The sequence below is a fragment of the Phocaeicola faecicola genome, from assembly GCF_013618865.1.
Lineage (GTDB): Bacteria > Bacteroidota > Bacteroidia > Bacteroidales > Bacteroidaceae > Phocaeicola > Phocaeicola faecicola.
On the sequence record NZ_JABSOE010000011.1, the window covers coordinates 26,779 to 38,679 of the forward strand.

The 11,901-nt window shown below is 55.9% G+C and carries 9 protein-coding genes; 3 read left to right on the top strand and 6 right to left on the bottom strand.

Annotated elements, in window-relative coordinates; translation table 11 throughout:
* Positions 1–2: 2 nt before the first annotated feature.
* Positions 3–551 carry a 5-formyltetrahydrofolate cyclo-ligase gene (locus H3001_RS04900; RefSeq protein WP_181214233.1) on the bottom strand — a complete coding sequence of 183 codons (549 nt, stop codon included), beginning with the start codon at positions 549–551 and terminating at the stop codon, positions 3–5.
* A 442-nt stretch (positions 552–993) separates the two neighbouring features.
* On the opposite strand from H3001_RS04900, the gene H3001_RS04905 reads away from it, so the two are divergent.
* Together H3001_RS04905 and H3001_RS04910 are read left to right on the top strand one after the other, a co-directional pair.
* Entirely contained in the window at positions 994–3,873 is a 2,880-nt protein-coding gene (locus tag H3001_RS04905; RefSeq protein WP_394367792.1) for a SusC/RagA family TonB-linked outer membrane protein, read from the top strand.
* 21 nt (positions 3,874–3,894) lie between these two features.
* Positions 3,895–5,505, top strand: coding sequence for a RagB/SusD family nutrient uptake outer membrane protein (locus tag H3001_RS04910; RefSeq protein ID WP_181214254.1), 1,611 nt, complete (start codon positions 3,895–3,897; stop codon positions 5,503–5,505).
* A 108-nt stretch (positions 5,506–5,613) separates the two neighbouring features.
* Here the strand turns inward: H3001_RS04910 and H3001_RS04915 are convergent, their stop codons facing one another.
* Genes H3001_RS04915 through H3001_RS04935 form a run of 5 tightly spaced genes read right to left on the bottom strand, consistent with a single transcriptional unit; the run spans position 5,614 to position 11,048 of the window.
* On the bottom strand, positions 5,614–7,299 hold the full coding sequence (locus H3001_RS04915; RefSeq protein WP_181214235.1) for a S41 family peptidase: 1,686 nt from the start codon (positions 7,297–7,299) through the stop codon (positions 5,614–5,616).
* Between the two features lie 12 nt (positions 7,300–7,311).
* The gene (locus tag H3001_RS04920) at positions 7,312–7,758 is read right to left on the bottom strand and encodes a deoxycytidylate deaminase (protein ID WP_181214236.1); all 447 of its coding nucleotides are present in this window, start codon (positions 7,756–7,758) and stop codon (positions 7,312–7,314) included.
* A 17-nt stretch (positions 7,759–7,775) separates the two neighbouring features.
* Entirely contained in the window at positions 7,776–8,264 is a 489-nt protein-coding gene (locus H3001_RS04925; RefSeq protein ID WP_181214237.1) for a DUF4847 family protein, read from the bottom strand.
* An 18-nt stretch (positions 8,265–8,282) separates the two neighbouring features.
* Complete coding sequence (locus tag H3001_RS04930) at positions 8,283–10,331, bottom strand: M3 family metallopeptidase (RefSeq protein WP_181214238.1); 2,049 nt, start codon at positions 10,329–10,331, stop codon at positions 8,283–8,285.
* A gap of 36 nt (positions 10,332–10,367) precedes the next feature.
* Positions 10,368–11,048 (bottom strand): Crp/Fnr family transcriptional regulator, encoded by a 681-nt coding sequence (locus tag H3001_RS04935; protein ID WP_178244522.1) that lies wholly within the window; start codon positions 11,046–11,048, stop codon positions 10,368–10,370.
* Positions 11,049–11,216: 168 nt separating this feature from the next.
* On the opposite strand from H3001_RS04935, the gene H3001_RS04940 reads away from it, so the two are divergent.
* Positions 11,217–11,816, top strand: a complete 600-nt coding sequence (locus H3001_RS04940; protein WP_178244523.1) for a MarC family protein — start codon at positions 11,217–11,219, stop codon at positions 11,814–11,816.
* Positions 11,817–11,901 lie beyond the last annotated feature (85 nt).

Sequence of the window (11,901 nt, forward strand, 5' to 3'; positions counted from 1 at the left end):
GCTCAGAAGGTGCCCTGGTCGGTGAGGATTTCGTCCATAGGGATGTCGGTGGGCTCGGTAGGCAGGGGGCCGTCGAGGAGCTGGAAGTGGAAGCAGAGTCCGATTTTGTAGGCGGGAAGCTGGGGCAGGAGGCGGTCGTAATAGCCTTTGCCGCGGCCGAGGCGGTTGTGATGGCTGTCGAAGGCGACGCCGGGAATGAGGGCGAGGTCGATGCTGCGGTAGTCGGCAAGGAGTTGGCCGACGGGTTCGCTGATGCCGTAGGCGCCGGTACGGAGGTCGTGCGGACCGGTGTAGTGGCGGAGTTCGAGGGTGTTGTCGGGGAGTACCGCGGGGAGTATGAGGTGTTTTTCACGGCTCCAGCGTTCGATGAAGGTGTGGGTGCGCACTTCGTCGGGGAGGGAGTGGTAGAGCAGCAGGGTGCGGGCGGCACGGAAACGGGGGTGTTGCTCGAGTTGCTGCAGGAGTCGGTCGGAGAGCTGGTCGAGGGTTTCGGAACTGTGTTTTTTCTTTTCCTGGGCGATGTAGCGGCGGAGTTGTTGCTTGTCGGTCATAGGGCTTGTCTTTTGGTTATTTTTCCGGTTGTTTTTGTTTTTTTTGAGTGGGCTCCGCGGGGGAGTGTCCGGATGCAAATGTAGGAAAAATGTGGGAATTTCCTGCGGGCCGGGGGTGTGCGGGTGTGGAATTCTTCCCTTTTGTGTGGATTTTTTACACAGTGGGCGGGGTGTGTCTGTGGATAATGGTGGGGCGCATGTGGGGTAAGTGTCTTGTTTTCTGTGGGTTAGTGGGTTGTGCGGGGAATGGGTACAAAGGGCATGTTTTTTGCGGGTGTTTTTTCATTGGAACAATTATAAATGATTTAATGCAATGAAAAATACGGTAAATACAAGACGGGTTTTGCTCCTGGGAGCGGTGCTGGTTGGAGGGTTGCCGGGTGTGCTGATGGCGCAGCGTGCGCAACTGGAGGACCGGCTGGAACCGGACGGTGCGGTGGAGATGACGGAAACGGGAAAGCGGAAACTGATTTCGGGTGTGGTGACGGACGAGCGTGGGGAAACAATCATCGGGGCTACGGTGGTAGTGAAAGGTGAGGAGACGACGGGAACGACGACGGATATGGACGGTAAGTTCTCGCTGGAGGTGCCGCTGAGGTCGGTCATCGTGGTTTCGTATATGGGCTTTACGCCGCAGGAGGTGAGGATTTTCAAACGGAATTTATATGATATTACCTTGAAGGAGGATAATAAGGTGCTGGATGAGGTAGTCGTGGTGGGATATGGCAGTGTGAAGAAGAGCGACCTGACGGGGTCGGTGACGGCTATCTCTACGGCACGCTTTAAGGATCAGCCGGTGAAGCGGGTGGAGAATATCCTGCAGGGACGGTCGGCCGGTGTGGAGGTGACGGCGCAGAGTGGTATGCCGGGTGGCGGCATGAAGGTGCGCGTGAGGGGTACGACGTCTATCAATACGAGCAATGATCCGCTGTATGTGATCGACGGGATGATTTCGCCGAGCGGACTGGATGGCTTGAATCCGGCGGATATTCAGTCGATGGAGGTGCTGAAGGATGCGTCGTCGACGGCGATTTATGGTTCGCGTGGCTCGAACGGGGTGATTATCATCACTACGAAGCAGGGTACGCAGGGCCGGGCGGTGGTGTCGTTCGATGCGTCGGTGGGTATCTCGAAGGTGAGAAAGCAGTATGAGTTGCTGAATGCGTATGAGTATGCGCTGGCGCTGAATGATGTGCGTGGGGCGAATACGATTTCGGCTGCTGACCTGGAGGCGTACCGGAACGGGACGAAGGGACTGGACTGGATGGATCTGATTACGCAGACGGCGCTGACGCAGGATTATAAGCTGGATATCTCGGGGGGTACGGAGAAGGTGAGGTACCTGGTATCGGGAAATGTGATGGATCAGGAGGCGGTGACGATTATGTCGGATTATAAGCGGTATGGTCTGAGGGTGAATGTGGATGCGGATGTGAAGCCGTGGCTGACGGTGTCGGGCAAGCTGAATGCGAGTATCATTCATCAGCATAATGGGGCGGCGAACTGGCTGAATGCGATCAATTATTCGCCGACGATGGAGCTGGTGGACCCGGAGACGGGGGTGTACAACAAGGATCCGTATAATATTGCGAACGGTACGAGCCCGTACGGGGAGATGATGGTGAATTACAGTGACAGTTATAGTTATAATGTGAGCGCGAATGTGTCGCTCTTGTTCAAGATTGCCAAGGGACTGACGTTCTCGGTGCAGGGGGGATATGATTATGAGCAGCGGCCGTCGTATTCGTTCAACTCGAGTCTGGTGGGACCGGGGGCAATCAACAGTATGTCGAACTCGAACACGTTGCATAATTACTGGCAGAATACGAATAACCTGAGCTGGCAGCGGGAGTTCGGAAAGCACAGTGTGTCGGCCATGGCGGTGTGGGAAGTGAGCCGTGCGTGGGATCCGGTGATGCAGATTTCGGGCTCGAACTTGAGTAATGAGACGGTGGGCTACTGGAATGTGGCGAATGCGGCGGTGAGAAATGCGTCGAATTCGTATACGGAGTCGTCGATGGCGTCGGGTATCGTGAGAGCGGGATATGATTTCGACAAGCGGTATTTCCTGACGGCGGCGGTGCGTGCGGATGGTTCGTCGAAGTTCCAGGGCAAGAATAAGTGGGGGTATTTCCCGTCGGCGGCGCTGGCGTGGGATATCGCACGGGAGAAGTTCATGAAGAACCAGAAGGTGATCCGGCAGCTGAAGCTGAGGGGTAGTTTCGGGGTGAGCGGTAATCAGAATATCGCGCCTTTCTCTACGCTGGGGATGCTGACGTCTACGAGTTATGGCTGGGGTACGTCGACGGCGTATACGGGGTACTGGGGGTATCAGTTCCCGACTCCGGACATTACGTGGGAGAAGACGTATCAGTATGACCTGGGACTGGACTTGAACGTGGCGGGGGTGAACCTGACGTTCGACTGGTTCAAGAAGAAGACGGTGGACTTGCTGTTCCAGAAGCAGGTGCCGCGCTATAATGGCGGGGGTACGATCTGGGTGAATGAAGGTAAGATGAATAATACGGGTGTGGAGATGACGGTGAGTGCGACGCCGGTGCAGGGGGCACTGACGTGGGAGACGACGCTGAATGCGGCGTATGTGAAGAATGAGGTGCTTGACCTGGCCGGGAATGATTTTGTGCTGACGGCGAACTACAGTAACCTGGGGGGGCCGATGCAGATCATGAAGCCGGGGTATCCGTTGGGTTCGTTCTATGTGTATGAGTGGCAGGGCTTTGATGAGAAGGGTGCGAACTTGTACCGGAAGGCGGACGGTAGTCTGACGACGTCGCCGACTTCGGAGGACTTGGTGATCAAGGGGCAGGCGAGCCCGAAATGGACGTTCGGATGGAACAACTCGCTGAGCTGGAACAACTGGTCGCTGAATGTGTTCTTCAATGCGGCAGTGGGGCTCGACCGCTTGAACATGAGCCGGTTCATGACGGCTTCGATGACGGGTGACTCGCGGTTCGTGACGCTGAGGGAGGCGTATTTCGAAGGCTGGGATTATGTGTCGGACAAGTCGCAGGCGAAGTATCCGAGTCTGAAGAATCCGGACAACAAGTATTATGCGAATTCGGATTTCTGGCTGGAGGATGCGTCGTTCGTGAAGCTGAAGAATGTGAGTCTGTCGTACCGGATTCCGAAGCGGGTGACGAAGTTCGGAAGTGTGCTGCTGTCGGTGAGTGCGCAGGATGTGCTGACGCTGACGCGGTATAAGGGTATGGATCCGGAGGTGTACTCGGGATATGACGGATTGGATTACGGGGCGTATCCGGTGCCGTTTACTATTACGTTTGGTGCGAAAATCAATTTTTAAATCGATAAAGGTGTGAAGACTATGAAAGGTTTTGGTAAATATATATGGATGTCGGTGGGGGTGGCGCTGATGGCGTGCACTACGGTATCGTGCAGTGATTTTCTGGAGGAGAACCCGAAGGGGCAGTTGCCTTCGAAGGGGTATTTCAAGGATAAGTCGGCGCTGGATGCGTCGCTGAATGCGCTGTATTCGATTGTGGCGACGTCGCAGGCGAGCAATAATTTCTGTGGTACGAATTTCCTGGCGGGGGATGATATTTCGACGCATCCGTCGAGCAACAAGCAGCCGCTGAGGGAGCACGACCAGTTTAGTGTGGCGGATAATAATTCGTGGCTGTCGAGCATGTGGGAGCAGCGTTTCAAGGTGATCAAGGCGGCGAATTTTATCATTAATAATGCGGGGGAGACTCCGGGGGCGAGTGAGGAGGAGATTCATTCGACGCTGGGACAGGCGTATTACTGGAGGGCGTTCTCGTATTTTTATCTGGTGACTACGTGGGGACCGGTGCCGGTGACGCTGAAGGAGGAGATTGATTATAATGCGCCGCTGTCGTCGGTGGAGGATATTTACACTCTGATTGTGGAGGATCTGAAGAAGGCGGAGGAGTGGTGTCCGGCGCTGTATGAGAAGGAGCCGTATGGCAGGGATGGCTTTAACCTGGCGGTGAGCGAGGGGGCCGTGAAGGCGACGATGGCGTATGTGTATATGTGTATGGCGGGATGGCCGATGAACAAGGGGGCTGAGTATTACCGGCTGGCGGCGCAGAAGGCGGAAGAGGTGATTGACAAGGCGGACCAGGGTGAGTATTATTATAAGTTGCTGGATGAGTATAAGAAGGTGTATTCGTGGGAGTACAGCAGCAAGAACCCGGAGGTGTTGCTGGGTATTTTCTACAACCGCGACCAGACGGCGCAGTCGGTGCCGCTGACGGATATCCTGCAGGATATGAAGCAGGTGGGATGGGGTGATACGAACGGTGAGATCAAGTTCTGGAAGGAGTTTCCGGAGGGACCGAGAAAGGAGGCTACGTATTTCCCGAAGATCATGCTGAGCGACGGCAAGTTGTACGACTGGTGGTATGATACGGAACCGGCTTCGAGGGAGGTGGTGGCTCCGGTGTTCATGAAGACGGTGGAGGGTGCCGTGCGGGGCACTGAGTTTGATTATACGGATCCGAGTCCGGTGAATGCGTCGGGAGAGAAGACGATTCAGGTGATCCGTCTGTCGCAGGTGTACTGCTGGTATGCGGAGGCGATGGGCCGCTCGGGTCAGGTGACCAGCAAGGCGGTGGAGGTGCTGAACCGGGTGAGAAACCGGGCGGACGGCAAGAAGTCGGATGTGTATTCGATGGAGCTGACACCGGAGAAACTGGCGGAGGCGGCTTATAATGAGCATGGCTGGGAGATTGCCGGGTATTACTGGGGCGGACTGGCCAGCAGGGCGAGGGATATGTTCCGGATGTACCGGCTGAAGGATCATTTTGAGTACCGGAAGCAGAATCCGATGATTGAGGTGGCTCCGGGGGTGATGCGGAATGAGAAGGTGCCGGTGAGCGGTACGTGGGATGACAGCAAGATGTATTCGCCGTATCCGTATGAGGATGCCATTCTGAATCCGAACCTGCATCGTTGACAGACCTGGGATGAGATAAGAAAATCCCCTTGTCCGCTGCCCTTCTCGAAAGAGGGGGTGGCGGCAAGGGGATTGCTTTTTTATGGGGTTGTCCCTGCGGAAGCGGTATCAGGCTTTGGCTGACTGGGTGCCCTGAGGGGCTGTGGTTGCTTCCGAGGGGGCTGTGGCTTCGGGGGCCTTGGGGAAGGATTCGCCTTTTTCGAGTACCTCAAGGGCTTTCTGTACCGTGGTGTCGGTGTGGTTGAGGTAGGAGATGAAGGCTTCGATTCCCAGCATGTTATAGATGATGTTGCCGTAGAGGCTTTCCTCGAAGAGCTTGCGCGACTTGTACATGAGGATGTTGCGGCGCTTCAGGCCTTTCTGCTCGGCGTAGGTGGCAAACTGCTGCAGCAGGTTCTGGCGGGACAGGTACTCGGCGAGTTTCTCGGGAGTGTTGTATTCCTTGAGCTGCTGGCGGTTTTTGTCGGTGTAGTCGAGGGTGTAGCGGATGATGAGGCCGCGGCTGGCTGCCATCCGGTAGTAGGAGGTCATGCCGGCAGTGTCCTGGGGGACGAAGATGTCGGGCATGATGCCGCCACCGCCGTATACGGTACGTCCCAGACTGGTGTGGTAGATTTCGTCCTTGTTCTGCTTGATGCTGTCGGCCGAGAAGAATTCGCCGTGTTCGTAGCGGTTCAGGATGTCGAGTTCGTATTCACCGCCGTTGCCTTTCTGGTAGGGCTTCTGGATGCAGCGGCCCGATGGGGTGTAGTAGCGGGCGATGGTGAGGCGGATGGCGGATCCGTCGGTGAACTCGATGGGCTGTTGTACGAGGCCTTTTCCGAAGGAGCGGCGGCCGATGATGGTACCGCGGTCGTTGTCCTGGATGGCGCCTGCAAAGATTTCACTGGCTGAGGCGGAGCCTTCGTCGGTGAGCACGATGAGGGGGATGTCCTGGCTGCTGCCGGTGCCGTTGGAGGTGTAGTTCTCACGCGGCGACTTGCGGCCTTCGGTGTAGACGATGAGGCGGTTGGCGGGCAGGAATTCGTTGACCATCTGGATGGCGGCTGCCATGTATCCGCCGGTGTTGCCGCGGAGGTCGATGATGAGTCCTTTCATGTCGGCCTGGCGCAGTTTGGCAAGGGCAATGAGGAGTTCGGGGTATGTGGTTTCGCCGAACTTGTTGACTTTGACGTAGCCGAACTGGTCGGTAATCATGTAGGCGGCGTCGATGCTCTTGACGGGGATGTCGCCGCGGACTACGGTGAAGTAGAGGATGTCGGATTCGCCGGGACGGTAGATGCCGAGCTTGACCTTACTGCCTTTCTCGCCTTTCAGACGGCGCATGGCTTCGGAGTTGGTGACGATCTTGCCCACGAAGGCGGAGTCGTCGACCGAAATGATGCGGTCGCCGGCAAGGAGTCCGACTTTTTCAGAGGGACCGCCCTGGATGACACTGTTGATGTGGATGGTGTCGTCCTGGATGGTGAACTGTACACCGATGCCGCTGAAGCTGCCTTTGAGGTCGGCGTTGACGGCCTCAAGGTCTTTGGCGGGGATGTACGAGGAGTGGGGGTCGAGCTCCGAGAGGATCTGCGGCATGGCTTCTTCTACCAGGTCGGCGATGCGGACGGTGTCGACGTATTGTTCGTTGATGATATGCAGCAAGGCATTGAGCTTGTTGGATGAGGTATTGATGATGCCCAGTTTGTTGCCTGCGAAGTGCTGGGCATAGAAGGTTCCTATCAGGACGCCTGCCACAAGGCTGACTGCCAGCAGGAAGGGAACCAGACGATGTTTCTGATCGTTTGCCATAGTGTTTCTCTTTTATTCGTTAGGGTTGATGTATACAAGTTCGATATTGGCGCGGCGGAGCAGTTCGAGACCGTCTTCGAGGCGGTATTTCTCGGCATAGACTACGCGCTTGATGCCTGCCTGGATGATGAGCTTGGCACATTCGATGCAGGGGGAGGCGGTGACGTAGAGGGTGGCGCCTTCGCTGCTGTTGCTCGACCGGGCTATCTTGGTGATGGCGTTGGCTTCGGCGTGGAGCACGTAGGGGATGGTCAGGTTGTGGTTGTCCTCGCATACGTTCTCGAAGCCGGAGGGGGTGCCGTTGTAGCCGTCGGAGATGATCATCTTGTTCTTGACGATGAGGGCACCTACCTTGCGGCGCTGGCAATAGGAGTTTTCTGCCCAGATGGTGGCCATGCGCATGTAGCGGAGGTCGAGCTTATGCTGTTTTTCGTTGTTTTTTTCTTGTTCTTGTTCCATAATCGGTGTGGTTGAGGTTAGTTGTTGAATCCCTGCGGGTAGAACTGGATGAAGTAGTTCTTCTCGAGGCTGAAAAGTTTGATGACATGTGAGTCGCCACGGTAGAACTTGGCGCTCTGGATGTCTTGTATGAACAGGCGGTCGAGCTCGCCGTACTGGCCCGAAGGGTTCAGACGGACGGAGAAGCTTTTGCTCTTGCCGTCGGCGCTCCAGGTACCGGTGAACTGGATTTTCTCGCCTTTTCCCTCGAGGCTGCCGTCGTCCTTGAACTGGATGAGGTAGGCGTTGGGGGAGTTGTTGATCTTTGCCTTCTGCTCACGGGTGAGGGCATCGGTGTAGGCGTTGTCGTGTTCCCAGTTGTCGGTGGTGTATGATCCGCTCCAGTGCCAGATCTGGCCGGAAGCGAAGATTTCGTTGATGTCGTCTTCCTGCTTGCAGCTGCCCAGGGTAAGGGGCAGGAGCAGAAGGAGGGAGAGGACATGCAGCAGTCTGATTTTTTTCTTCATGGTGTGGTTATTTGTTTTTTACTTGATTCCATTTCGTTTGAGCAGGGCGTCGATGGTGGGCTCCTGGCCGCGGAAGCGCTTGTAGAGGGTCATCGGGTGCTCGGTGCCGCCTTTCGACAGGATGTGCTGGCGGAAGGAGTCGGCTGTGGCGCGGTCGAAGATGCCGTGTTGCTTGAATACGGAGAAGGCATCGGCATCGAGGACTTCGGCCCACTTGTAGCTGTAGTAGCCGGCGGAGTAGCCGCCCGACATGATGTGTCCGAACTGGACGGACATGCAGGTGCCGTCGACCGGCGGAAGGAGCTGGGCGCGCTGCCAGGCCTGACGCTCGTAGGCGGCTACGTCGCCGCTGAAGGGTTCGCGCCGGGTGTACCAGGCCATGTCGAGGAGGCCGAAGCTGACCTGACGGAGGCAGGAGTAGGCGACGTTGAAGTTGGAGGCGTCGACGATGCGCTGTATCCATTCGTCGGGAATGGGGGCATCGGTCTGGTAGTGACGGGCGAAGGTGTGGAGAAAGTCTTTCTCAATGGCGAAGTTCTCCATGAACTGCGAGGGCAGTTCCACGAAGTCCCAGTAGACGTTGGTACCGCTCATGCTCTGGAAACGGGTGCGGGCGAACATGCCGTGGAGGGCATGGCCGAACTCGTGGAGGAAGGTGGTGACTTCGGAGAAGGTCAGCAAGGCGGGCTTGTCGGCCGTCGGCTTGGTGAAGTTCATGGTCACGGAGACGTGCGGACGGCTGTCGGTGCCGTCGGCTTCGGTCCACTGTTCCTTGTAGCTGGTCATCCAGGCTCCCGAGCGCTTTCCGGCGCGGGGGTGGAAGTCGGTATAGAGGACGGCAAGGTAGCTGCCGTCGGTATCGAATACTTCGTAGGCGTCGACATCGGGGTGGTAGACCGGGATGTCGGGGTTGCGGCGGAAGGTGATGCCGTAGAGGCGGGTGGCGAGGCCGAAGACGCCTTCCTTGACGCGGCTGAGTTCGAAGTAGGGGCGCAGGGCTTCTTCATCGAACTGGTATTTTTCGTTTTTCAGTTTCTCGGAGTAGTAGGAGAAGTCCCAGGGCATGAGCTGGAAGTCGTCGCCTTCGAGGCGGCGTGCCAGGGCTTCTACTTCGGCTACTTCGCGGTGTGCGGCCGGAGTGTAGGCTTCGAGCAGGTCGTCGAGCAGGCGGTATACGTGGGCGCTGTCTTCGGCCATGCGCTTGCGGAGCACGTAGTCGGCATAGTCGGTGTAACCGAGCAGACGGGCCAGTTCCATGCGGTGGTTGACTAGCTGGCGGACGATGTCGAAGTTGTTCTGTTCGTTATCGTGCGTGCACTGGGTGTTGTAGGCCATGTAGAGTTCGCGGCGCAGGTCGCGGCAGTCGCTGTATTTCATGAAGGGTACGTAGCTCGGGGCCTGAAGGGTGATGACCCAGCCTTCCTTGCCTTTCTCGGCGGCGGTATGGGCCGCGGCTTCTACGGCGCTCGGGGGGAGTCCCTGGAGCTGTTCGGCCTGGGTGAGGACCAGTTCGTAGCGGTTGGTCTCTTTCAGGTGGTTCTGCGAGAAGCGGAGGGTGAGGGTACTGAGTTCCATGCTGAGGCGACGGTAGGTTTCCTTGTCGGCATCCGACAGGTTGGCTCCGTTGCGGCGGAAACCGTCGTAGGTTTTCTCGAGCAACTGTCGTTCCTCGGGGGTGAGGGTGAGTGTCTCGCGCTGTTCGTACACTGCCTTGACGCGGGCGAAGAGCTCGGGGCTCAGGCTGATGTTGTTGCTGTGTTCCGAGAGTTCGGGCATCATCTTTTCGGCAATGGCTTCCAGTTCGTCACAGGTCTCGGCGCTCATCAGGTTGAAGAGGACAGTGGTGACACGCTCCAGCAGTTTGCCGGATTCGGCCAGCGGCAGAATGGTGTTGGCAAAGGTGGGCGCTTCGGTGTTGGTTACGATGGCCGCGATTTCTTCGTCTTCCTGACGCATCCCTTCGCGGATGGCAGGTTCGTAATGCTCCAGCCGGATGAGATGAAAAGGTACGGTCTCATGCGGGGTAGCGTATGGTTGTAAAAATGGATTGTTTACTGATGTATTCATATGGTTTCTGTTTTTTTCTTTTGTTCTTACTGAGTGTTAGCGGGGGCACTGGGCGCTTAGCTTTTCGAGATGGGGTATCTGAATGGCTTTGCGGCTCAGGGTGAGCAGGCCCCGGTTCTGCATTTCGTTCAGGGTCTTCGATACGTTGATGCGGGTATCGTCGATGAACGTGGCGAGGTCTTCCATGCGGATGAACAGTTTTTTCTCGCCTACCGGACGGGTACAGCGTAGCTGCAGAAAGTGGACTATCTTTTGCCAGGTGGTACCGCTGTAGGTGTTCCAGAGCTTGTGGTGCAGGGTCTGGGCACGGTTGCTCAGGAGATTGAGATAGTTCAGACGGAAGATTTCGTATTGGTTGAGTTCGGAAAGTACGGCAGCCTTATCGACGGTTACGCTGCTGACTTCGGTGAGGGCAGCGTAAGAGGCTGTATACTGGGGATGCATGCCCAGCAGGGAGTAGGCCTCGAGTACGGTAGGGGCGTCGAGGGTCTCGTACAAGGTGTAACGGTTGTGGCTGTCAACGGCTTCGGAGCAGATTTTTCCCTGTATGATGAAAATGAGGCTGCCGGAAGTCTCGTTCTGACGGACCAGGTATTCTCCGGGCTTGTACTTGGTAAAATGCAATTTAACCTTCTCGATTATCGCTGTAAGGTCTTCCATGCATAACCCTTGAAAAAGAGGAAGTAGCAGGAGCTTCTCGTACATCGTTTCTTGCATGCGCGTTAACTTTATTAAGTTATATTTTAACATACAAAAGTAGCGATTATTTCGACACGGCGGAGGGCTTTTAGCTTTTTTATCGTTTCTTACCGTCTGATAATGCTTGGAGTGAATTGTTTTTATTGCTAACTTTGTGGTACTAGACTAATAAAAACGATTGATTGTATGGGAAATTTTAATTTTCAGGAACTGGTGAGTGCGTTCATCGTACTGTTTGCGGTGATTGACATTATCGGGGCGGTTCCGATTATTCTGGACCTGAAGCAGAAGGGACGTGCGGTGAATGCGGTGAAAGCGACGCTGATTGCTTCTTCGCTGCTGGTGGGGTTTTTCTTCGCCGGAGATATGATGCTGAAACTGTTTCAGGTGGATATCGCTTCGTTTGCAGTGGCGGGTGCGTTTGTGATTTTTCTGATGTCGCTGGAAATGATTCTGGATATTGAGATTTTCAAGAATACGGGGCCTATCAAGGAGGCGACGCTGGTGCCGCTGGTGTTTCCGCTGCTGGCGGGGGCGGGGGCCTTTACGACTTTGCTTTCGCTGCGTGCGGAGTATGCTTCCGTGAATATTATCCTGGCGCTTGCGCTGAATATGGTGTGGGTGTACATTGTACTGAAACTGACCGACCGGGTGGAACGGTTGCTGGGACAGGGAGGTATTTATATCATCCGGAAATTTTTTGGAATTATTTTGCTGGCGATTTCGGCGCGTCTGTTTACGGCGAACCTGACTCAGTTGATTGAGCAGTTCCAGCAGTTGAAGTGAGTGGGCCTGAAGGGTCGGGCTGACACGGCAACAATATTATAAAGATAGATGAGCGATAGACAGCAAGGGACAAAAAAACAGCCGG

Bases quoted from the DNA above. Each gene is read 5' to 3' on its own strand.
- H3001_RS04930 (WP_181214238.1), bottom strand. From the start codon at position 10,331: ATGAATACATCAGTAAACAATCCATTTTTACAACCATACGCTACCCCG.
- H3001_RS04910 (WP_181214254.1), top strand. From the start codon at position 3,895: ATGAAAGGTTTTGGTAAATATATATGGATGTCGGTGGGGGTGGCGCTG.
- H3001_RS04925 (WP_181214237.1), bottom strand. From the start codon at position 8,264: ATGAAGAAAAAAATCAGACTGCTGCATGTCCTCTCCCTCCTTCTGCTC.
- H3001_RS04940 (WP_178244523.1), top strand. From the start codon at position 11,217: ATGGGAAATTTTAATTTTCAGGAACTGGTGAGTGCGTTCATCGTACTG.
- H3001_RS04900 (WP_181214233.1), bottom strand. From the start codon at position 551: ATGACCGACAAGCAACAACTCCGCCGCTACATCGCCCAGGAAAAGAAA.
- H3001_RS04935 (WP_178244522.1), bottom strand. From the start codon at position 11,048: ATGCAAGAAACGATGTACGAGAAGCTCCTGCTACTTCCTCTTTTTCAA.
- H3001_RS04905 (WP_394367792.1), top strand. From the start codon at position 994: ATGACGGAAACGGGAAAGCGGAAACTGATTTCGGGTGTGGTGACGGAC.
- H3001_RS04920 (WP_181214236.1), bottom strand. From the start codon at position 7,758: ATGGAACAAGAACAAGAAAAAAACAACGAAAAACAGCATAAGCTCGAC.
- H3001_RS04915 (WP_181214235.1), bottom strand. From the start codon at position 7,299: ATGGCAAACGATCAGAAACATCGTCTGGTTCCCTTCCTGCTGGCAGTC.